Below are 19,625 nucleotides of genomic sequence, written 5' to 3' on the forward strand. Positions count from 1 at the left end.
GCGTGCGGCCGGCGCTGCCTGGCAGGCTAGCGCCATGGATCAGACACCACCCGATCTACACCAACACCATGAGCGTGCTGCCGGAGACGGCCGGCATGTTCGAGCGGGCCATGGGGCCGGGGGTGGGAATCGTACGGGTCCTGCTCACCGCGTCCGACGCCACCGCGCGCGGGAGGTGGTGGCCGCCACGGGGTGGGCCGGCGGGCCGCCGCCCGCCGACCGGTCGTGGCCGCGGAGGGGGATCAATAGCCCTTCAGTACAAAGGAGTTGATGAACTCGTAGAACTCCCGCATGTCGCCGCCGGCGTCGAAGGTCTCAGCCGCCTCCGTCTCGTCCTGGTTGGCGACGGCGGCCATCGCCTCCTCCCGGCGTGCCTTGTTGTCCAGGGCGAACTGCTGGGTGCCGCGGACGTGGTCCCGCAGTTCTTCCTCGTAGGCGGCGAACGCCGCGCGGTGATCGCCGCCCGCGGCCTTGAGTTCGCCCGCCAGGACGTACGCGCCGATCAGCGCCAGGCTCGTGCCCTGGCCGGTCATCGGGGAACCGCAGTAACCGGCGTCGCCGAGCAGTACCACGCGCCCGCGCGACCAGGAGTCCATCCGGATCTGGCTCATGGAGTCGAAGTGGAAGTCGGGCGCGTCCCACATGTACTTCAGGGCGCGCGGGAATTCCCATCCCGCGTCGGCGAACCGCGCGGCGATCAGGCGCTTCTGCGCGTCCACGTCGCGGTAGTCGTACTCCAGCGGCTCCTCCTGCTCGAAGCCCAGGAACACCCGGCATTCCTTGTTGTTCCGGGCGCTCATGATGATGCCGCCCAGCTCACCGCTCTGATGGAACGTCTGCCAGTAGTCCAGGTCGAGGAAGTTGGGGGCGGTGAACAGGCCGATGTAGCTGCCGAGGTGGTGGATGTAGTCGGACTCCGGGCCGAAGGCGAGCTTGCGGACGGTGGAATGCAGGCCGTCGGCGCCCACGACGAGATCGAACGTGCGCGGTGCGCTGCGCTCGAAGGTGACGTGGACCTCCCGGTCGTCCTGGGTGAGGGAGGTGATGGAGTCGTTGAACAGGTATTCCACCGTGCCGTCGATGGCCTGGTGGATGATGCGGCACAGGTCGTCGCGCATGATCTCGACGTCGGGGTTGTCGATCTGCCCGCCGGTGAAGGTGTGCTCGGTGCTGCGGTACAGCTCCTTGCCGGACGCGTCGACGACCGACGCCCCGCGCAGGCCGGTGGCCAGCTCGCGGACCTGGGACAGGATGCCCATGCGCTCGGCGACTTCGAGGGCCGGCCCCCGAACATCGATCGCCTGGCCGCCGGCGCGCAGTTCGGGGGCCCGCTCCACCACGGTGACGTGGAACCCGTAGCGGCTCAGCCAGTAGGCCAGGGCCGGGCCGGCGATACTGGCGCCGGAGATCAGGACGTTCGTGTTCTTCATGAGGGGTTCCTCCGTATCGGTCACACCTGCCGAGGTGGACGCGAAACGCCGTACGAAGGTTCCCTGGGCGGTGGGGGGTTGGGGCGGTTGCGGGAGGGGGCGGCGGCACGTTGGGGTGCGCCGGGCCCTGCTCCCGCCCCTGCCGCCCCGCGGGGTCACCGCACGGCCGGCAGCGCGTCCACCGCGGCGAGCGCGACGGACTCCCGGACGGTCTCCAGCGCCGCCGCCCGTTCCTGGTCGGTCATATGCGCCGGCCCGTAGGTGATGACGGGCGCGAGGACCTGGTAGCCGACGAATTCCAACATGCCGCGGTGGATGTGGAACAGGAAATCGTCCATCGAGCCGAGGGCGCCGCCGGGCCGGAACGCCTCACTGGGCCCGCCGGTCGTGAACAGCAGCATCGCCCGCTTCCCGGCGAGCGCCGCCTCGCCGAACAGGCCGTACTCCCCGCCGAAGACCCCGCCCATCACGAAGACGCGGTCCACCCAGCCCTTGAGAATGGCGGGCACCGAGAACCACCACAGCGGGAACGACAGCACGAGCAGATCCGCGGCGAGCAGCCGGTCGAGGTGGTCCCTGACGGTCGCGTCGAGCGTCCCGTCCTTGACCGCGCGCCGCTGTTCGGCCTGCGGCTTGAAGTGGCCTTCCACCGGCGCGAATTCCTCCCGGCCGAGGACCGGCGCCCAGGCGTCGGAGTAGAGGTCGATCACATCGACCCGGTAGCCGGCGTCGCGCAACGCCTGGGCAGCGGTGGTCATTTGGGCGGTGCTGAAGGACTGGGACTCGGGGTGAGCGTGGACGATCAGGGCGGTGGGAGCAGCATCGAAGGTCGACATGAGGAAATCATATCGACGTATTGCGATGTGTCAATGAAATGCCCGCCGGACGCCGAACGACGGACGCGGGACGCCGCCCGTCAGACGCTCGCGGCCATCGCCCGCGCCACCTCCGCCAGCCGCTCCTCGTCCCGGCGGTAGTGGGTCCACTTGCCGACCCGGGTGGAACGCACCAGACCGGCCCGTTCGAGCGTGCTCATATAGCTGGAGACCGTTGACTGCGCGAGCCCTGACTTGCCCTGGATGTGCGTGACGCAGACACCGACCGACCGGCGGTCCGCGATCGGCTCGTACGCGCTGAAGTACCGGTCGGGCTCCCTCAGCCACTGCATGATCTGCAAACGCGCGGGGTTGCCCAGGGCCTTGAACACCTCGACCAGATCACTCGCCCCCACTTCCGCCGCCGCCACCATCAGCCACCTTCCTCGCGTACGGGACACCTCCTCCCCACGGTATCTCGCTACGGAACACGGCCGGACGACGAGCCGGGGCCAGGGCCGAGGGCCGGGCGGCGTCCACCCCTCCGACACCCCCGACCCCAGCCCCCACCCCCCTCAGATGCCGTCCACCTCCGCCACCGTGAACGGCTGCGGCGTCCCCTGCCCCATCGGGCCGCCCTTGTCGAACTGGGAGCGGACGACGAGCAGCCGCCCACCGCTGTGCACCATCGTGGTCGGGACCTGGAGCGCCGGGTCGGTGATCACCCGCTCCCTGCGGGCGGACCGGCCGCCATCGCCAACCTCCCACCGGCTGATGGCGTTGGTCGCATTGTGGACGACCCAGAGGGTGCGCCCCCGCATCTCCAGACCGTCACCGTGCTCCATGTCCCCACCCGCCAGGGCGACTTGGCGTATCGATCCGGTGGCCACCTCGACCCGGTACAGCGTGCCGGCGGTCATGTCGACGGTGAGCAGATAGCGTCCGGAGGGGTCCGCCACGATGCCGTTGAGCGTGACGATGCCGGCCGGGACCGGCGGGAGCACACCGGTCAGGTCGTAGGCCGCGGTCAGCTCGGCGCGCCCGCCGTGCGCGGCGGCCCGGGCCAGCTGGGCGGGTGTGACGCGGTAGACGACGCCGCGGTAGCTGTCGGTCAGGTAGGCGCTGCCGTCCGGGGTGAACGCCAGGTCATTGACGAACCGCGTGGCACGTCCCCGCACGTCGAAGCGGGCGATGAGCCTGCGATCGCGCAGGTCGTAGACGGCGACGCCGGTGGTCGAGTCGATGACCCACAGCCGGCCGGCGCGGTCGACCTTCAGGCCGTTGGCTGTGGTGCGCCCGTCGGCGCCGGACGGCAGGAAGATCCGGGCCGCGGGATGCCCAGGCACCGCGCGGTAGACGGCGCCGGTCTCGTAGGAGCCGATGTAGAGGTCGCCGGTGCGCGGGTCGGCGGCGATGCCTTCCGGATAGACGCGGTCGCCAGGCAGATCGAAGGCGGTACGGACCTGGGCGCGGACTTCCTGCCGGGCGGCGGTGTGCCTGGCCGGCGGTACGTCCAGCGGCCGGGCGCCGGCGGTCGCGGCCGGCAGTACGACGACGGCCGCCAGGGCCAGGGCGGCCGAAGCCAGCGTCCGACGAGTAAGCGCTTGGGACATGGGTGGGTCCTCCCCCGTTCATCACGCCTGCGGATGCCCCCAGGCGATTGGATACCCACGAACTTACATTAGAGCACTAATCATCAGCAAACCTCTAACTAGCATGCGCACACTCATCCCCAATCGAGGTCTTCCCTCCTATACGGCCGATACGATGCGGGGATGACGTCCATGCCCGTGTCCGAGCGCCTCGGATCCTCCATCAAGCGCGCCGAGCAGGCCCTCAACGGCGCCAAGACCGCGGCGCTGAAGCCGGCCGGCCTCACGGTTCCGCAGTACGCGGCCCTGCTCCACAGCGCCGAGCGCCCCGGCATCTCGGCCGCCGCGCTGGCGCGGGCGTGCGGCGTGACGCCCCCCACCATGAACACGGTGCTCAAAAACCTCCAGGAGCGCGGCCTCATCACGCGCACCCCGCACGAGTGGCACAAGAACGTCCTGGAAATCCGCCTCACCGACGAGGGCCGCGCCGTCGTGGCTCAGGCCGATGCCCGCGCGGTCCCGGTCGAACGCGCGCTGGCCGCCGAGTTCACCGACGAGGAACGGGCAACCCTGGTCGATCTTCTCGACCGGTGCGTGACCCTGCTCGATTCCGTACGGGCGGGCTGAGGGGACGAGCACGGGGCCGGTGCAAGGCGTTATCGGCTCCGGGCAGCCTCCGTTAGGCTCCGCCTCCACGTCCGGCAGAGGGGAGCACCATGAACACCGGCTTTTCGGCAGGCGAGGAGCGATGGCGGTCCCGCCTGGGCACACTCCGCCAGGTCGTGCGGCAGGAGTTGGTCCGCCGCCAACTCCTCAGCCACCTCCCCGACTCCCCACCCCGCAGAGTCCTCGACATCGGCTGCGGCCAAGGCACCCAGGCACTCCTGCTGGCCCGCCGCGGTCACCACGTGACGGGACTGGATTCCTCGCCCCAGTTGCTCGGTGACTTCCGCACCGCCCTGGCCGACGAGCCCGAGACCGTCCGCGATCGCGTCCAGCTCCTTCACGGCAGCGCCGAAGACCTCACCAGACTCTTCGAGCCCGCCGGTTTCGACGTGGTCCTCTGCCACGGCGTCTTGATGTACTTCCCGTCACCCGAACCGCTCCTGGACGCCATCGCCCACGTCATGGCGACCGGTGGGCTGCTGTCCCTGCTCGTACGCAACGGCGACGCCCTGGCGATGCGCCCCGGACTGCTCGGCGACTGGTCCAGCGCCACCCACGCATTCGACAGCGACACCTATCTCAACCGCCTCGGCCTCAGAGCCCGCGCCGACCACCTGGAGCCCCTCACCTCCGCACTGGCCCAGCGCCACATCCACCTTGACCAGTGGTACGGCGTCCGCATATTCACCGACACGGCCGACGCGAACGCACCAGTGCCCGACGAGGAGACCCTCAACGCCCTCCTCGACGCCGAGGACCGTGCGGGGAGCACCGACCCCTATCGCCGGGTCGCCTCCTTGCTCCATCTCGTCGCCCACCGCACGGATACGTCGCCGGCCGGCTGAGAAACGGGTGGCGGTGGTTATGCGGTTCGGTCGCTGTTCGGGTCAGTGTCTGATGCCTGACGAGGCGATGCCGAACGCAATCCCACGACGCTGTGTTCCAACGCGCCCGCGGGAGCGTCGTTCTTCCCGGAGAGCCGAGCCGTCAGGTCCCGCAGGGCGGCCCGGAGCTCGGTGGCGGGCTCGCCGAGGACGATGGCGCTGATGACGAGTTCGAGCATCAGCTGGTCGTGCTCATCGCCCGGGCTCCGATAATGCCGCGTATCGGCCTCCACCACAGCCGACACGATTTTCCTCCCGCCGCCGGCTATCGGAGCGAAGCTCGCTTCGTAGACACCGCGTCCGGTCCAACTCCGGTGCAGGAAAAGGACGTCACCCTCCACGAAGGCGTTCCACTTCTCGTCCATGTCCTGTGCGTGATACCCCTGCTGGATCCGCTCCCATTCCCTCTCGCTCCAGACGCGGTCCGGAACGTGAGGCATCTGCTTGGGGGTGCTGATCGGCTTGAGGCGACGGAACGAGTCGCGGGCAAGCGGGGCATCGGTAGTCATGCGGTGATCCTAGACTCGGGGGTACGGCCCGGTCGGCCGTTGGCATAACGGGAATGCCTCGATGCTCGGGCTGTGGCTATGGCTGTGGCTGTGGCCGCTACCCGGCTTCTGCTTTTCGGGCCCGGCGGTCCAGGAAATCGATCAGATCTGTTCCGAGCGGACGAGCCGTTCGCGTTGCCGGGTGGGGAGAGATGCCAGGGCGTCGTCGAGAATTCGCTTCCGGGGGATGTGGACCATATTTCCCGAGTAGATCCGGCAGCCGGAACACCAGGCGAACCCCACGCATCGTTCGTACATGGACGATTCGGGTGGATAGCGGCGGTACTGGTACGAGCGGACGGGCGTTCCGCAGGCGGCGCAGGCCCTTCGGCCTCCGTCAGCGACCGTGGCCCAGGTGCCGACCCTGCGCCAGTGCGGCCGATCGGCCGGTGCTCTTCAAGTCGTCATGATGCCCTCCGTTGATGCCGAGTCGCCCTGGACGGAACGACGTTACGGCACAGCGGGTCTCTGCTGTGCCGTAACGTCCTACAGGGCTGCGGTCGCCGCTTGTGAGGTGCGGCTCCCAGGCATCCGGCCGCTGCACGCGTGTGCGCTCCGCTCAGCGAAGGGGCGGCGGGCTTCGTCCCGTCAGCGTTGGCCGGCGGCGCGCCATATGGTGCGGCGCAGGTCGGTGCCTCGGATCACCTGGACGCGCCAGGGTTCCAGCCGGAGGACGCCCAGTCCGGGATCGGTGGGCCCGCCGCGCCAGAAGTTCCCCAGGTCGTAGCCGGCGCCCTTGGGGCTCGTCCGCCGATACAGGTCCCAGACATGCCGCTTGGTGTCCGCGTCCTCGGCCCACGAGGCGACGGCGTCGATGCTCACCGCGTTCTGCCTGGGGTCCAATACGAGAAGGTGGTTCCGTCCCAGCGTCTCCCCGTCTCCACGTCTCCACGTCCCGCGTCCCGCGTCCCGCGTCCCGCGTCCGCGCAGTACCGCTCAGGCGGCGGTCGCGGCGGACTCAGCGGGGGCCTCAGCCGGGGCCTCGGCGGCGGCGGACGCGGTCGGCGGCGTGACGTTCCGGCCGGTGGGGGCGCGGAGGCCGAACGCGAGGACGAGGGCGCCGAGCGCCGCGGCCGCGACCGGGACGAGCAGCGCGCTGCGCAGGGCCGTAAGTCCCGTGCCGGCGCCGACGTTGACGGCGGTGACGGCCGACAGGCCGAGCGCCGCGCCGAACTGGAGCGAGGTGTAGAGCAGTCCGCCCGCCAGGCCGTGCTCGTCCTCCGCGACGCCTTCGGTGGCGGCCATGGTCATGGGGCCGTACGCCAGGGAGAAGGCGAGCCCCAGGAGCAGCAGCGCGGGGAGCATCGCCGCGTACGTCCAGTCCTTCCCGACCGGGAGGAACAGGGCGTACGCGGCCGCCGCGAGCACCAGGCCGCCGAACAGTACCCGGACGTTGCCGAACCGGTTGACCAGGCGCGGCGTCAGGACGGGCGCGAGGACGGTGTCGATGCCGATCACCAGCATGGCCAGGCCGGTCTGCAGGGTGCTCCATCCCCGCACTTCCTGGAAGTACAGCGTGGCCAGGAACTGGAAGCCGGCGAAGGCGGCCAGGAACAGCAGCGCGGCCGCGTTGACGCGTACCAGCGGTGCGGAGCGCAGGATTCCCAGTCGGACCAGCGGCGCGGCGGACCGTCGTTCCACCGCGGCGAACACCCCCAGCAGCGCCAGGCCGGCGGCGAACACCGCGCCGGTCAGACCGGGGCCGTCGCCGGGGTGCTCCAGCCGGACCACCCCGTACACCAGCAGCAGCATCGCCGCGGTGAGGGACAGCGCCCCGGCCAGGTCGAAGCCGCCCCGGGGCCGCTCCCCAACCGTGCCAGGAACGGCGGTGTCCGCGTCGGTGCCTGTGGCGGGAGCGGTATTGGGAGCGGTATCGGGAGCGGTATCGGGAGCGGTATCGGTACCGGTGGCGGCCCCTTCGCGCAGCAGAGCCAGCGCCGCCACCAGGATCAGCGCCGACAGGACGACCGGTGCGAAGAACACCCACCGCCAGCCGAGCGAGGTCAGCAGCCCGCCGGCGACCAGGCCGAGTGAGAAGCCGCCCGCCGCGGTCCCCGCGTACACGCCCAGGGCCTTCGTCCGCACCGGCCCCTCCGGGAAGTTGGACGTCACCAGCGCCAGTCCCGCAGGCGCCATGAAAGCCGCCGCGACACCCGTCACGAACCGGGCGACCAGCAGCATCCACCCGCCGGCGGCGAACCCTCCCAGTCCGGAGAAGGCCAGGAACACCACCAGCCAGAGCACGAACATCCGGCGGTGTCCCAGCAGGTCGGCGGCGCGTCCGCCCAGCAGCATGAATCCGCCGTACCCCAGCACGTAGGCGCTGACGACCCCGCTGAGCATCCCGGTCGACAACCCCAGATCGGCGCGGATCGACGGCAGCGCCACATTCAGCATCGCCACATCGATCCCCTCAAGGAAGATCGCCCCGCACAGCACCAGCAGTACACCCCACGAGCGCCCCGTCAGGCGGGCGCTCCCCCCGGCAGACCCGGTCACGGTATTCGGCATCGGTCCAACCTCTCGCACGGGAACCGGCGTTCGGGGCAGTTCCCCAAGTGCCTGTGAGTTCCCTCTTGTAACCGAGAGCATCGTCAGGCACCATCCGTGACCATGGAAGACGGCACTTTCAAGTCCCTTGGTTACTGCGGGGATACCGGCCCCGACGACGATGTTCTGCAGTGGGACCAGCGCGCCGACTGCGAGGTGCGGCAGATCCTGGACCGCATCGCCGACAAGTGGTCGCTCCTGGTGATCGCCCTGCTGGACCGGCAGAGCCTGCGGTTCACCGAGCTGCGGCGGGCGATCGACGGCGTCAGTCAGCGGATGCTGACCCGCACCCTGCGGCACCTCGAACGCGACGGACTGGTCAGCCGCACGGTCCACCCGACCGTCCCGCCGCGCGTCGACTACGAGCTGACGCCGATGGGCGCGACCCTGCACAGCACCATCCGCGCCCTGGTCGTCTGGACCGAGGAGCACCAGAACGCCATCGCCGCCGCCCGCGCCGCGTACGACCGGCGCGAGGCCGCCGAGCGCGCCGCCGCCGCACACCAGGCAGCGGAGCGCGAGCGCGTCGCCCGGGCGGCGGCACCGCCCCGGCGCGTCAGCTGACCTGCGGGAACGTGTCGGGGCACCGCCGCGCGTGGCCAGGATCACAACACCGTTCGCCGAGCGGGAGGAATGCCATGGCGACCGGGGCGGTTGGCGCCTACGCAGAATCGGTGCATACGCCATCCAGTGCGTCCGGCGCCGGGTGGGTTACCCACCACCCGTGCGTACGCACCCCACCGCCTGGTACCTACGAGGAGCCCCCGTGACCGACGCCGCCTCCACCGCCTCCCGCGCGGCCGGGATACTGTCCCGGCCCGTCGCGCTGAACGGCCTGACCGTGCCGAACCGCATCGTGATGGCGCCCATGACCCGCATGTTCTCCCCGGGCGGCGTCCCGGGCGACGACGTGCTGTCGTACTACGCCCGCCGCGCCGGCGCCGGTGTCGGCCTGATCGTCACCGAGGGGACGTACGTCGGCCATGAGTCGGCCGGGCAGAGTGACCGGGTGCCGCGGTTCCACGGCGAGGAGCAGCTGGCGGGCTGGGCGAAGGTCGCCGACGCCGTGCACGCGGCGGGCGGCACGATCGTGCCGCAGCTGTGGCACATCGGCATGGTGCGCGAGCAGGGCGACCCGCCCTTCCCCGACGCCCCCGCCATCGGCCCCTCCGGTCTCCGCGTCGACGGCACCGAGGGCCGCGGCAAGGCAATGACCCGGCGCGATCTGGACGACGTCATCGCCGCCTTCGCCACCGCCGCCGCGGACGCCGAACGCATCGGCTTCGACGGCGTCGAACTCCACGGCGCCCACGGCTACCTCATCGACCAGTTCCTGTGGTCCGGCACGAACCGCCGCACCGACGCCTACGGTGGCGACCCCGTGGCCCGCACGAAGTTCGCGGCCGAGCTCGTGGCCGCCGTCCGCGCGGCCGTCTCCCCCGGCTTCCCGGTGATCTTCCGCTACTCCCAGTGGAAGCAGGAGGTCTACGACGCCAGGCTCGCCGAGACCCCGAACGAACTGGAAGCGATCCTGACGCCGCTCGCCGAGGCCGGCGTGGACGCCTTCCACGCCTCCACCCGCCGCTACTGGCTCCCCGAATTCGACGGCTCGGACCTCAACCTCGCGGGCTGGACCAAGAAGCTCACCGGCAAGACCGCCATCACCGTCGGCTCGGTCGGCCTGGACGGGGATTTCGTCAACGCCTTCCGGGGCGAGGGTTCGCCGGTCCGGAGCATCGACAACCTCCTCGACCGCCTGGAGCGCGACGAGTTCGAGCTGGTCGCCGTCGGCCGGGCCCTGCTCCAGGACCCGGAGTGGGCGGCCAAGGTCCTCGGCAACCGCTTCGACGAGCTCAAGCCGTACGACGCGGCAGCGGTGAAGACGCTGAGCTGACCGCCCGCGCCTGCCGGAGGCGGAGCCGCTGCCGCTCGTTGGGTTCGCGCCCACCGGCGGCGGGCTCCGCCAGGCACAGGCATGGGTACAGGGACAGGCGCCGGCCCGGCTCGCGGTGCTGCCGGAACACGGCGCCGACCCCACCGCTCACCTGCTTGTCCGAGAGCCGCTCCGCCTGCGCTCCTCGCACCCGCGCCGCCAGTCCTCCTGGTACCAGCCCGGATGCTTCCGTCGCGCCATCCGGTCGCACGAGGGCAGGGCGTACGCCCGGACGACCAGCTTCGGTGCCTGGCCGGCGGGCATGCAGATCACCTGCTGCAGCCGCGTGCGGCAGTCGGCGCGCCGGCGCTGCTCCTCCCACGCCGACTGCTGTTCCGCACGCCGCTGCCGCTCCTCGGCGGCGATCTCGGCCCGCACTTTCGGGTAGTACGACGCCGCCCAGGCACCGCCTTCTTCCCTGGCCAGCGCCCGGCGCTCGTCATGCACCCCGGCCACCACCGCGGCCGCCACACCCAGCAGCAGTACGCCCGCACCAGCCGTCTTGGATATCCCCCGCATTCCACGCATGCCCGCCACCCTGCCATACCGCACGGACGCACGGCAGCGGGGGGCCAACGCCCGTACTTCGCACGGTACTTGCGCTCGGGGTACCGGCCCGACTCGCGCTACGAAACGGTCGCGGCCGGCGGGGCCCATCGCCGGGTCCGGGGCGTCCCGGCGACGCCGTAGTCCTTCTTGAGCTCTTCCGGAATCGCGTAGTGCATGACGCGTCCGCGGGTCAGGGAGGAGAGTTCGAAGAGCGTGGTGAGGTGTCCCAGGCGGTCCAGCGCCCAGGCACCGAGCGGTGACCGGTCCTCGATGGTTTCCAGTACGCCGAGCAGGTGGGGCGCGGCCTTGACGGCGGTGTCCCCAGCTGGTTCGGGGCACCTGGAGCCAGTCGGCGCAGGTGTCGCCGATGAGGTAGCGGATGAGCGCGGAGACGATCGGATCGAAGAAGGTGCCGGGCACGACCTGCTCGTAGAGGTCGATGAGCTGCCGGGTCAGGTGCGCGCCTGCCGCGGAGGGGCCCATGTACCGGACCAGGTACCGGTCGAGGAAGCGCCGGGCCTCGTCCAGGCACGTGGGGACCGCCTCCTGGTCCACGCCGAGCAGGGCACCGACCACACGCCAGGCGTAGTAGTACGCCTCCGCGCCCTCCACCGACATATGGATGCCGAGGCGGTGCAGACTGTCCAGCACCAGCAGCGAGAAGAACATCTGCCCGCCGATCATGTCCTCCTGGCAGATCGGCGTGCCCAGGGCCGCGGTGTCCCACCGGCCCTCGCGGACGAGGTGATGCCGGATGGCGGCGTGCAGCAGGCGCACCTTCTGGGCGGCGGGCAGGAAGCGCCCACCGGCCTCGAACGCGTCCGGCTGCATCAGGTAGACGGTGAACTGCCCGGTCTCCGCCATCCGTTTCGACGGGTACTTCAGCCCGTGCGTGGCCGCCAGCAGCTTCGCCACATGGGGCACGAGGTAGCAGGCGGGCATGGCGGCGAACGACAGGGCGGTGGAGATGTGCACATTGTTGTCGATGAAGAACAGCCGGGCTTTCTCCATCTCCGCCCAGTCGACCCAGGCAGGTGGCGCGCTGGTGGCCTCCAGGTAGGCGCGGGCCACGTCCGGGAGCCCGTCCGGAAGCGGAGCGCCCGCGGTGGAGACGTAGCGCATCAGGGCGTTGAACTTGCCCACCTCCCCGCGTTCGAAGAGCGTGGCGACGGTGGTGTCGGCGAGCTCGTCTCCGGCGTGGCGCAAGACGTTGGCCGATTGCGGGGACTCCTTCTGCCGGGGGGCGTTCCGTGCGGGGTCTGGGTGTGGGTGCGGGTGTGCCATGGGGTCTCCGTGGGGCGATTGCTGTGCGGTGGGCGTTTCGTGGGGGGCGGGTGTCTGGGGGCGGGTGTCGTGTGGCCGGGGGCGGCGCGCGTGGTCGGTCAGGGATGCGCGCACCGTCGATGTCCCGTTACGACAGTCGCAGCGTCGCCGAGTGCGCCAACGCCGTCAGGGCCTCGGCGGCGTGCGCGGGCACGTCCAACTCGTGCAGGGCGGCGAGGGCTTCCTCCACCCGGGCGCTGATCATGGCCTCGATACGCTCGGGCGCCCGCAACCGCCGCATCACCTCCCGTACCGCGGTCAGGCCGCCGTCCTCCCCCGGGTGGCGCCGGCCCAGCAGCTCCCGAAGGCGCTCCCGGTCGTCCTCGCCGGCCATCCGCCACGTCTCCGCCAGCAGGGTCGTGGGCCGGCGGCCGCGCACATCGTCGGCGTTGGCCTTGCCGGTGTGTTCCGGGTCGCCGAACAGGCCGAGCAGGTCGTCCCGCAACTGGAACGCCTCGCCCAGCGGCAGCCCGTACGCCGAGTAGCCCTCCCGCAGCCGCTCGCCGGCTCCCGCCAGGGCGCCGCCGATCAACAGGGGTTGTTCGACGGTGTACTTGGCGGTCTTGTACCGGATGACCTGCAGCGACTCCGCGGTGTCCGGATCGCTTCCGGTACGCAGGATCTCCAGGCACTCCCCCGCGATCAGCTCCCGGGCCAGCACCGACCACAGCGGGCGCGCCCGGGCCAGATACGCGGCCGGCAGACCGCTGGTGGCGAACATCTGCCCGGCCATCGCCATCAGCAGATCCCCGACCAGCATCGCCAGCGACCGGGCGGAGGTCACCGCACGCGGACGGCGGCGTACGGCCCCGCGCAAGGCACGATGCGCGGTGGGCCGGCCGTGCCGCAGCGGGCTGTCGTCGATGAGGTCGTCGTGCACCACCGCGGCGGCGTGCACCAATTCCATCGCGGCCGCCGACCGGACCAGCGCGTCGCTGTCCGGCTGCCGCGCCGCCCGCCACCCCCAGTAGCAGAAGGCCGCCCGCAGCCGCTTGCCGTCCGCGACCGCCACCTCCAACTGCTGGGCCACCGGCGCCAGTTCGGGATCGATGGCCACGAACTCGTCGGCTTCCCGCGCAACGAACTCGGACAGCACCGCATCGACACGGGCCTTGAACGCGGCCGGCTCCCAGCGCTCAGGCATCGTCGGCGGCCCGCCGCGCCAGCGCGTGACGGGCAAGGATTTCCAGGTGCGCCGGCGGGACCGCGGCGTACCGGTCCAGCACCAGGCGGCCGCGCGCCATCAGGTCCCGCTCGGCCTCCGCCGCCAGTTCCGCCGCATCCGAACGGCGCAACAGCTGGCGCACCGTCCCCAGAGCCGAGCCCACCGTACTCACCGCCAGATCGGCCAATCCGGCCACCAGCAGCACAGCCTGCCCATCCAGCCCGCCCCGACGTCCCTCTTCCCGGGCCATCCGCAACTCCCCCACCCGCAACCCAGTCACCCGGCGCCGGCAATCCCGCACCGCCGCCCTTCCCGGCCGTCCGGCCCTTACCGCCGTACGCCCGCCCCTTGCGGCCGGGGGTTCCAACCCTGGGACCATTCCAGCCGCCCCCAGGATCCCGCCCACCCGGGAAGGAGGCACCGGAAACTCACCGTCGAGTGACCACCTCGCCCACCTGTGCGGTCAGCGCGGACGGCGGGCTCCCGGCGCGCTCAGCAGGCCCCTACGCCGGGTACCGGCCCGGCTAAAAGGCCCCCATGTCCAGAGACAGCCAGTTTTCCGGCCGCAGGTAGAAGAGCACGTGCTCACCCAGATGGGTCCGGTCGTACTCGACGAAGTCGGCGACCTTTTCCTCCGGGAGGTACCGGGCGGCCATCTCCCAGGCACGTTCCCGGCTGTCCGGCTCCGTCCTGGTCACCGGCCCCTCGACCGATACGTAGCGCACGGTCGGCTCGGTACGCTGCACCATCATGCTGAACCGCCCGGCGGAGCGGATCGCCCGGGCCTTCCGGGAATCAGGCCCCGTACGCACCCACAGTTCGCCGCCGGGAGTGTAGTGGTACCAGATGGGAACCGTCAGCGGTGCCCGGTCCGGCCGTTCGACCACCGACAAGGCACCGACATGCGGCTCGGCCAGAAACAACTCTCGTTCTCGGATCGACAGTGACATGCGCTCGACTGTAACGGGGAGCGGTAGCCCCCGATGGGCATTCGCGGAGCCGCCTGCATCGGAACCCCCTCGGCCTCCGCGCGCACCCCCACCCCGCGCCCCGAATACGCTTGTCCGTCCTTCCGGCCCGGTATTACCGTGCCGCGCGTGGACCTCTTCTCACGCTCCTGGACGGCGTTGCGCGCGGCCGTCGCCGAGACTCCGGACGAAGACTTCGAGCGGCCGTCGGGCTGCGCCGGCTGGCTCGTGCGCGACCTGGTGTGCCACCTGGTCATCGACGCCCAGGACGTCCTGATCACGCTCGCCACGCCCACCGAAGCCGAGCCGACCGCGGACGCGATCACCTACTGGGAACTCCTCGCCGCACCCCCGGCCGGCGAGGACCCGCTCGACGCGCTGATCCCCCGACTGGCAGCCGCCTACGGCGAACCGCGATGGCTCAAGTTCCATCTGGACGACGTCGGTTCCGCGGCCGGCCGCGCCGCCCGACTCGCCAACCCCGCCACCCGCGTCAGCACCAACGACAAGGTACTCACCGTCGCCGACTACCTGTCCGCCTACATCCTCGAATGGACCCTGCACCACCTGGACCTGATCGCCCATCTGCCGTCGCTCGCCAGGCCGCCCGCCGAGACCCTCGCGGCGTCACGCGCGTCCCTGGAAAAGATCGCGGGCGCCGCGTTTCCCCCTTCGTTCTCCGATCAGGACGCACTACTGATCGGCACCGGACGCCGCAGACCAACTGACTGGGAAAAAGCGAAACTTGGCCCTCTCGCCGCTACCCTTCCGCTCATCCTCGGCTGAGCGTACGGGCCGCGGAAAGACGCGGAACAATCCGGCCCCGTGCCGATCCGCCGGCTCTCCCCGGCACCCCGCCCTACCCATACGCGATTGACAGATCATTTTCCCCATTGGTAAGACCTTACTCAGCGTCGCAGTGCGCCCGGCAAAGAGACCGCCGAGGGCATGGAGGCGCCGAACCAACGGGACACATCCTTGGTGACATCCCACGAGCGCCTGGCGGCGTTCGGCAACCAACTGATCCAAGTACACCTCTGGCTTCGCGAGGAGCTCGCCACGCTACGTGAAGGCATCGACGCCTATCTCACCGGCGGCGCGCGACTCCGCGAACTGCGGACCCACTGCCTGACCTTTTGCTCCGCACTGAACCGGCACCACTCAGGCGAGGACAATGCGGCGTTCCCCGCGGTCGCCGAGCAATTCCCCGAACTGCGCCCCGTACTCGTCGAGTTGCGCCGCGACCACGAGCTGGTCGAGGAATCCCTGCAACGGCTCAACGCGCTGATCCGCGAGCTGGACCGGGAAAGCGACCCCACCGCGGTCCGCCGCGAGGTGGACAGCCTGACGGCTTTGATGGAGACACACTTCCTCTACGAGGAAAAGCGCATCGTCGCGGCGCTCAACGCGCTGAACGTACCTGAGTGGAAGCAGGCGCCACCGGCGTTTCTCCTCACGGATGACACAGAAATCTGACCGGTCCGAAAGCCCCACCCTCGCTCACCCCATCACCACCCCCATGAGGAGGACACCCTTGTCTCCGATATCCCTCACCATCGAGGAATTCGCCGTGGCCGACCGTGACAGCGGCCCGTACGCCGTCACGACCGGGCCGGACGGTGCGCTGTGGTTCACGTTGGTGCACAGCGGCCGGATCGGCCGGCTGGTGCCCGGCGGCGTACCGACCGGTTTCCCACTCGATCCGTCCAGCGGGCCGACCATCATTGTCCCGGGTCCGGACGGGGCGCTGTGGTTCACCGAATACCGCGCCCACCGGATCGGACGGATTTCCGTCGACGGCTCGGTCGACGAATTCGCGCTGCCGACCCCCGCCTGCGGTCCGTTCGGTATCGCTCCGGGTCCGGACGGCGCATTGTGGTTCACCGAGACAGCCGCCGACCGCATCGGCCGTATCACCCCTGCCGGAGATATCACCGAGTTCCCGCTGCCGGTCAGTGGCGCGTTCCCCTCCGCGATCACCGCGGGCGGTGACGGCGGGATGTGGTTCACCCTGAACCAGGCCAATGCGATAGGGCGGATCGGCATGGACGGAAAGATTTCCGTCCACCCGCTGCCGACCGAGGCCGCCGCACCGGTGGGAATCACCGCGGGCCGGGACGGCGACCTCTGGTTCGTGGAAATCGCCGCCGGACAGGTCGGCCGCATCACCGCCGAAGGCGAGATCACCGAATTCCCGCTGCCCGATCGCTCGGCCCGGCCGCACGCCATCACGGTTGACGGAAACGGCACCCCGTGGTTCACGGAGTGGGGCGCCAATCGCGTCGGCCGCATCACGCCCCAGGGCGCCATCGATGTGTACGACCTGCCCACGCCTGGCTCCGAACCGCACGGTATCGCCCTCGGCCCGGACGGCGCCCTGTGGACGGCCCTGGAAATCGGCACCCTGGCCCGCGTCAGTCCAAGGCAGGCTCCCGACCGCAACAACAACCAGGAGGTGTGAGGCCCCACCGCCTCAGCGGAATATGTCGGCGTGCTCCTCGGCCCACGTGCGGAATGAGCGCGCCGGCGCCCCGGTGAGCCCTTCCACCGTGGACGTGACGACGTCCGATCGGGACCGGCTTTCGGCACTGGCCAGCAGGGCTTCCACCAAGACGGGCGGTCGTCCGTCGGCAAGCATCCGCTGCCGCGCGACCGCCACCGGTACGCTCTCGAAGCGCACCGGGCGGCCGATCGCCTCGCCGATCGCCCGTACCTGTTCGGCCCGGCTCAGCACCTCGGGGCCCGTCAGCACGTACGTCGCGCCCTCATGCCCGTCCTCCGTCAGCACGCGGCGCGCCACGGCGGCGATATCGCGTTCGTGCACCACGGCCGTGGCCGCGATGTCCGGCCCGCGGACCGCGTCCGTAGCGCGGATCTGTTCCGCCCAGCCCCGCGCGTTGGACGCGATGGTGTTGGCCCGCAGGACCGTCCATCCCAGGCCGGAGGCGGCAATCAGGCGCTCCATATCGGCGTGGAGCTGGTTGATGGGATCGGTCTGCCGGCCGGCGGCATCATCCACCCCCGATGACGAGAGGTAGACGACGCGGCGGGCCTGCCGCGCTATCGCCTCCAATACGGCGGGCGCCCCCTCGGCCGTCAGGAACGGCCACACCAGGAAGACCGTATCGCTGCCCTTCAGGGCCGCCTCCAACGACTCCGGCCGGGACAGGTCCCCGCCGAACACCCGGACCTCACCCGGCAGCCCAGCCGCTTCGGGCCGACGCACCACGGCGCGCACGGGGGCGGCACCGGCCGCTACGAGCTCTTCCACAACCACTCGGCCGACGTTGCCCGTCGCACCCGTCACAAGAATCTCACTCATGGTCAGGTAAGGCGCGGCACTGCCTGCGGTATTCCGTCTCCTATCCCCAACTGCGCGAACACAGCACCAGTCGGTATCCGTCCGGGTCAGCGACGGTCACCCCGTGTTCGTCCCAGTAGGGGTTGTGTGCGGGGACCCGGGTCCCGCCTGCGGAAACCAGGCGGTCCACCATGGCTTCGTCCACCGGGGACCCCAGATAGATGACGAACAGGTCGTCCGCGGTCGGGGTGGGCTCCCGCGGGCCGTCGGGGTCCCGGGTCAGTTCGAGGTGCCAGGCCGCGCCGGGACGGCCGACCATCAGCAGATCGTGTTCGCCCGGGGCCCGCTTGGTGCCCCGCCACAGCACATCGAGCCCAAGGCCCGCGACGTAGAAGTGCTCGGCCGCGGCAAGGTCCCGCGAGGGCCTGGCCACGCGGACCTGCGCCGTGGGATCGATCATGCCTGGACCTCCGGGTTCGTTCGTTCAGCACGCCGGGCAGGACGGTCGGCGCAGCGGTCGCCACAGCAGTCGCCACAGCGCGGAAGCTGCGCAACCCACCACGCTACCTCCCTACTTGGCCGCCGAATCACTCGGTCGCTCTCGACCACCGTCACGGAGACCCGGACCCCTCCCCTCACACGCAGGCGTGCCCGAGGCGCCCATCCCGAACGCAACCCACCTGACGCTACGTCAGTGGGCGTGCGACTCGGGCAGGATCCTCGGGCACGCCTACCGCAAGACCGGCTACGTCACGTCCCCGGCTTCTTCACCCAGCCCTTCTGCACCAGCAGGTTGCAGTGCCACCGGGCGTACTTCGGCGACTCCCCCTTCTGCTTCACGGCGGCGTGGATGCAGTCGGCGTACGGGAACGGGGGCTTGTCCGCGGCATGGGCGGCAGCCGCCCCCGTCATCACGCCACCGATGGCGGCGGCCGCAACCAGCAAGGCACTCATTCGGCGCACAGTCGCGCTCCTTCTCTTCCTGTCCGAAGCCCGTCTGCTTCGGACAACTCCAGACCGTTCAACGACTCACCCCACGTCGAGAAACGATCTGCGGGAGGGAGGAAAGACAGGCAGGAAGGAAGGACCTGGCGTGCGTGGTGGCGCGCCCTCGCCGCCTCCTCCCTCCCCCTCCTCATAAATTTGCCTACTCGGAAAACTTGCCGGATCGGCAAGAATTGCTAAGCTGCCCGCATGCCACACGAAGACGACGCCCCACTCGGGTTGCGCGAGCGCAAGAAGAGGGCGACGCGGGTCGCGCTCAGTCAGGCCACGATCGGCCTGTGCATCCAACGTGGTTGGGACAACGTGACGGTCGAGGACATCGCGGCCGCGGCGAACGTGTCCGTGCGAACGTTCCGCAACTACTTCTCCAGCAAGGCGGAGGCCATCGCCGCCGGTCACCTGGAGCGCATGCTGCGGATCGCGGACGAGTTGCGCGACCGTCCGGACGCCGAGCCGTTGTGGGACTCGATCGTCCACGCCGTGCAGTCCCAGTTCGCAGCGGGAGATGCGGCAGCCGCGGCGGGCGGCGGATCGGCGCACGATCGGCGCTGGCAGGACGGGCTTCGGCTGATGCTGGCCGAACCGGCGCTGCAGGGCGAGGTCGTCAAGGCCAACGCGGCCGCACAGGACGAACTGGCCAAGGCGATCGCCGAACGCACCGGCACGGACGCGACCCGCGACCTGTATCCGAAGCTGGTCGCCGCGGTGGTCAGCGCCGGCAGCGCGGTCGCCGTCGAGCACTGTCTGCGCGCGGACTCCCCGACTCCTCTCGGGCCGGTACTGACCGAGGTGTTCGAACAGCTCGCCAGGGGACTGCCGGTCCCGTAGCAAGCCGGCCGACCGCCCAGTCAGTCAGCCCCCCCGGGCGGCTACGTGCTCCACGGCTCCACCGCGCA

22 protein-coding genes and 1 pseudogene are annotated in these 19,625 nt (G+C 70.5%); 8 read left to right on the top strand and 15 right to left on the bottom strand.

What is annotated here, in order from left to right; all coding sequences use genetic code 11:
• Positions 1 to 242: 242 nt before the first annotated feature.
• The 4 genes from ADL22_RS10790 to ADL22_RS10805 all read right to left on the bottom strand — a co-directional run bounded on the left by ADL22_RS10790 (position 243) and on the right by ADL22_RS10805 (position 3,858).
• Positions 243 to 1,430: an FAD-dependent monooxygenase gene (locus ADL22_RS10790; RefSeq protein ID WP_066976269.1), complete on the bottom strand. Its 1,188-nt coding sequence runs from the start codon at positions 1,428 to 1,430 to the stop codon at positions 243 to 245.
• Between the two features lie 155 nt (positions 1,431 to 1,585).
• The gene (locus ADL22_RS10795) at positions 1,586 to 2,266 is read right to left on the bottom strand and encodes an NAD(P)H-dependent oxidoreductase (protein ID WP_066976273.1); all 681 of its coding nucleotides are present in this window, start codon (positions 2,264 to 2,266) and stop codon (positions 1,586 to 1,588) included.
• 80 nt (positions 2,267 to 2,346) lie between these two features.
• The gene (locus ADL22_RS10800; protein WP_066976276.1) at positions 2,347 to 2,679 is read right to left on the bottom strand and encodes an ArsR/SmtB family transcription factor; all 333 of its coding nucleotides are present in this window, start codon (positions 2,677 to 2,679) and stop codon (positions 2,347 to 2,349) included.
• 141 nt (positions 2,680 to 2,820) lie between these two features.
• Positions 2,821 to 3,858, bottom strand: coding sequence for an SMP-30/gluconolactonase/LRE family protein (locus ADL22_RS10805; protein WP_079064012.1), 1,038 nt, complete (start codon positions 3,856 to 3,858; stop codon positions 2,821 to 2,823).
• Between the two features lie 162 nt (positions 3,859 to 4,020).
• Here ADL22_RS10805 and ADL22_RS10810 point away from each other — a divergent pair, with 162 nt between their 5' ends.
• The gene (locus ADL22_RS10810) at positions 4,021 to 4,464 is read left to right on the top strand and encodes a MarR family winged helix-turn-helix transcriptional regulator (RefSeq protein WP_234430637.1); all 444 of its coding nucleotides are present in this window, start codon (positions 4,021 to 4,023) and stop codon (positions 4,462 to 4,464) included.
• An 89-nt stretch (positions 4,465 to 4,553) separates the two neighbouring features.
• A complete protein-coding gene (locus ADL22_RS10815) occupies positions 4,554 to 5,348 on the top strand; it encodes a class I SAM-dependent methyltransferase (protein WP_079064013.1) in 795 nt (264 codons plus the stop codon).
• Between the two features lie 17 nt (positions 5,349 to 5,365).
• Here ADL22_RS10815 and ADL22_RS10820 read toward each other — a convergent pair whose 3' ends face one another.
• From ADL22_RS10820 to ADL22_RS10830, 3 genes are all read right to left on the bottom strand, one after another.
• Positions 5,366 to 5,896, bottom strand: coding sequence for a hypothetical protein (locus tag ADL22_RS10820; RefSeq protein WP_234430638.1), 531 nt, complete (start codon positions 5,894 to 5,896; stop codon positions 5,366 to 5,368).
• A 627-nt stretch (positions 5,897 to 6,523) separates the two neighbouring features.
• On the bottom strand, positions 6,524 to 6,757 hold the full coding sequence (locus tag ADL22_RS10825; protein WP_066976279.1) for a hypothetical protein: 234 nt from the start codon (positions 6,755 to 6,757) through the stop codon (positions 6,524 to 6,526).
• A 114-nt stretch (positions 6,758 to 6,871) separates the two neighbouring features.
• The gene (locus ADL22_RS10830; RefSeq protein WP_066976282.1) at positions 6,872 to 8,446 is read right to left on the bottom strand and encodes an MFS transporter; all 1,575 of its coding nucleotides are present in this window, start codon (positions 8,444 to 8,446) and stop codon (positions 6,872 to 6,874) included.
• Between the two features lie 102 nt (positions 8,447 to 8,548).
• Here ADL22_RS10830 and ADL22_RS10835 point away from each other — a divergent pair, with 102 nt between their 5' ends.
• Entirely contained in the window at positions 8,549 to 9,049 is a 501-nt protein-coding gene (locus ADL22_RS10835) for a winged helix-turn-helix transcriptional regulator (protein ID WP_066976285.1), read from the top strand.
• A gap of 202 nt (positions 9,050 to 9,251) precedes the next feature.
• Entirely contained in the window at positions 9,252 to 10,379 is a 1,128-nt protein-coding gene (locus tag ADL22_RS10840) for an NADH:flavin oxidoreductase (protein ID WP_066976288.1), read from the top strand.
• Positions 10,380 to 10,526: 147 nt separating this feature from the next.
• Here the strand turns inward: ADL22_RS10840 and ADL22_RS10845 are convergent, their stop codons facing one another.
• The 5 genes and pseudogenes from ADL22_RS10845 to ADL22_RS10865 all read right to left on the bottom strand — a co-directional run bounded on the left by ADL22_RS10845 (position 10,527) and on the right by ADL22_RS10865 (position 14,405).
• Positions 10,527 to 10,946 (bottom strand): hypothetical protein, encoded by a 420-nt coding sequence (locus ADL22_RS10845; RefSeq protein ID WP_159048605.1) that lies wholly within the window; start codon positions 10,944 to 10,946, stop codon positions 10,527 to 10,529.
• A 98-nt stretch (positions 10,947 to 11,044) separates the two neighbouring features.
• A pseudogene (locus ADL22_RS10850) lies at positions 11,045 to 12,173 on the bottom strand (oxygenase MpaB family protein).
• A 205-nt stretch (positions 12,174 to 12,378) separates the two neighbouring features.
• Positions 12,379 to 13,434: a polyprenyl synthetase family protein gene (locus ADL22_RS10855; RefSeq protein WP_066976690.1), complete on the bottom strand. Its 1,056-nt coding sequence runs from the start codon at positions 13,432 to 13,434 to the stop codon at positions 12,379 to 12,381.
• On the bottom strand, positions 13,427 to 13,705 hold the full coding sequence (locus ADL22_RS10860) for a polyprenyl synthetase (RefSeq protein WP_066976687.1): 279 nt from the start codon (positions 13,703 to 13,705) through the stop codon (positions 13,427 to 13,429). Before ADL22_RS10860 ends, ADL22_RS10855 begins: the two co-directional genes overlap by 8 nt.
• A 274-nt stretch (positions 13,706 to 13,979) precedes the next feature.
• Positions 13,980 to 14,405, bottom strand: a complete 426-nt coding sequence (locus tag ADL22_RS10865; RefSeq protein ID WP_066976293.1) for a pyridoxamine 5'-phosphate oxidase family protein — start codon at positions 14,403 to 14,405, stop codon at positions 13,980 to 13,982.
• Between the two features lie 147 nt (positions 14,406 to 14,552).
• Here ADL22_RS10865 and ADL22_RS10870 point away from each other — a divergent pair, with 147 nt between their 5' ends.
• From ADL22_RS10870 to ADL22_RS10880, 3 genes are all read left to right on the top strand, one after another.
• Complete coding sequence (locus ADL22_RS10870; protein WP_066976693.1) at positions 14,553 to 15,209, top strand: maleylpyruvate isomerase N-terminal domain-containing protein; 657 nt, start codon at positions 14,553 to 14,555, stop codon at positions 15,207 to 15,209.
• Positions 15,210 to 15,404: 195 nt separating this feature from the next.
• The gene (locus ADL22_RS10875) at positions 15,405 to 15,899 is read left to right on the top strand and encodes a hemerythrin domain-containing protein (protein ID WP_199836262.1); all 495 of its coding nucleotides are present in this window, start codon (positions 15,405 to 15,407) and stop codon (positions 15,897 to 15,899) included.
• Between the two features lie 43 nt (positions 15,900 to 15,942).
• Positions 15,943 to 16,884, top strand: a complete 942-nt coding sequence (locus ADL22_RS10880) for a virginiamycin B lyase (RefSeq protein ID WP_079064014.1) — start codon at positions 15,943 to 15,945, stop codon at positions 16,882 to 16,884.
• A 12-nt stretch (positions 16,885 to 16,896) separates the two neighbouring features.
• On the opposite strand, the gene ADL22_RS10885 is transcribed toward ADL22_RS10880, so the two are convergent.
• The 3 genes from ADL22_RS10885 to ADL22_RS10895 all read right to left on the bottom strand — a co-directional run bounded on the left by ADL22_RS10885 (position 16,897) and on the right by ADL22_RS10895 (position 18,678).
• On the bottom strand, positions 16,897 to 17,745 hold the full coding sequence (locus ADL22_RS10885; RefSeq protein ID WP_066976298.1) for an NAD(P)H-binding protein: 849 nt from the start codon (positions 17,743 to 17,745) through the stop codon (positions 16,897 to 16,899).
• Between the two features lie 40 nt (positions 17,746 to 17,785).
• Positions 17,786 to 18,184, bottom strand: a complete 399-nt coding sequence (locus ADL22_RS10890; protein WP_066976301.1) for a VOC family protein — start codon at positions 18,182 to 18,184, stop codon at positions 17,786 to 17,788.
• A 290-nt stretch (positions 18,185 to 18,474) separates the two neighbouring features.
• Entirely contained in the window at positions 18,475 to 18,678 is a 204-nt protein-coding gene (locus ADL22_RS10895; protein ID WP_066976304.1) for a hypothetical protein, read from the bottom strand.
• A gap of 240 nt (positions 18,679 to 18,918) precedes the next feature.
• On the opposite strand from ADL22_RS10895, the gene ADL22_RS10900 reads away from it, so the two are divergent.
• Positions 18,919 to 19,557, top strand: coding sequence for a TetR family transcriptional regulator (locus ADL22_RS10900; protein ID WP_066976307.1), 639 nt, complete (start codon positions 18,919 to 18,921; stop codon positions 19,555 to 19,557).
• Positions 19,558 to 19,625 lie beyond the last annotated feature (68 nt).

The sequence above is a fragment of the Streptomyces sp. NRRL F-4489 genome (genome assembly GCF_001509485.1).
Lineage (GTDB): Bacteria > Actinomycetota > Actinomycetes > Streptomycetales > Streptomycetaceae > Streptomyces.

Bases quoted from the DNA above. Each gene is read 5' to 3' on its own strand.
- ADL22_RS10790 (WP_066976269.1), bottom strand. From the start codon at position 1,430: ATGAAGAACACGAACGTCCTGATCTCCGGCGCCAGTATCGCCGGCCCG.
- ADL22_RS10795 (WP_066976273.1), bottom strand. From the start codon at position 2,266: ATGTCGACCTTCGATGCTGCTCCCACCGCCCTGATCGTCCACGCTCAC.
- ADL22_RS10800 (WP_066976276.1), bottom strand. From the start codon at position 2,679: ATGGTGGCGGCGGCGGAAGTGGGGGCGAGTGATCTGGTCGAGGTGTTC.
- ADL22_RS10805 (WP_079064012.1), bottom strand. From the start codon at position 3,858: ATGTCCCAAGCGCTTACTCGTCGGACGCTGGCTTCGGCCGCCCTGGCC.
- ADL22_RS10810 (WP_234430637.1), top strand. From the start codon at position 4,021: ATGACGTCCATGCCCGTGTCCGAGCGCCTCGGATCCTCCATCAAGCGC.
- ADL22_RS10815 (WP_079064013.1), top strand. From the start codon at position 4,554: ATGAACACCGGCTTTTCGGCAGGCGAGGAGCGATGGCGGTCCCGCCTG.
- ADL22_RS10820 (WP_234430638.1), bottom strand. From the start codon at position 5,896: ATGACTACCGATGCCCCGCTTGCCCGCGACTCGTTCCGTCGCCTCAAG.
- ADL22_RS10830 (WP_066976282.1), bottom strand. From the start codon at position 8,446: ATGCCGAATACCGTGACCGGGTCTGCCGGGGGGAGCGCCCGCCTGACG.
- ADL22_RS10835 (WP_066976285.1), top strand. From the start codon at position 8,549: ATGGAAGACGGCACTTTCAAGTCCCTTGGTTACTGCGGGGATACCGGC.
- ADL22_RS10845 (WP_159048605.1), bottom strand. From the start codon at position 10,946: ATGCGTGGAATGCGGGGGATATCCAAGACGGCTGGTGCGGGCGTACTG.
- ADL22_RS10855 (WP_066976690.1), bottom strand. From the start codon at position 13,434: ATGCCTGAGCGCTGGGAGCCGGCCGCGTTCAAGGCCCGTGTCGATGCG.
- ADL22_RS10860 (WP_066976687.1), bottom strand. From the start codon at position 13,705: ATGGCCCGGGAAGAGGGACGTCGGGGCGGGCTGGATGGGCAGGCTGTG.
- ADL22_RS10865 (WP_066976293.1), bottom strand. From the start codon at position 14,405: ATGTCACTGTCGATCCGAGAACGAGAGTTGTTTCTGGCCGAGCCGCAT.
- ADL22_RS10880 (WP_079064014.1), top strand. From the start codon at position 15,943: ATGAGGAGGACACCCTTGTCTCCGATATCCCTCACCATCGAGGAATTC.
- ADL22_RS10885 (WP_066976298.1), bottom strand. From the start codon at position 17,745: ATGAGTGAGATTCTTGTGACGGGTGCGACGGGCAACGTCGGCCGAGTG.
- ADL22_RS10890 (WP_066976301.1), bottom strand. From the start codon at position 18,184: ATGATCGATCCCACGGCGCAGGTCCGCGTGGCCAGGCCCTCGCGGGAC.
- ADL22_RS10895 (WP_066976304.1), bottom strand. From the start codon at position 18,678: ATGAGTGCCTTGCTGGTTGCGGCCGCCGCCATCGGTGGCGTGATGACG.
- ADL22_RS10900 (WP_066976307.1), top strand. From the start codon at position 18,919: ATGCCACACGAAGACGACGCCCCACTCGGGTTGCGCGAGCGCAAGAAG.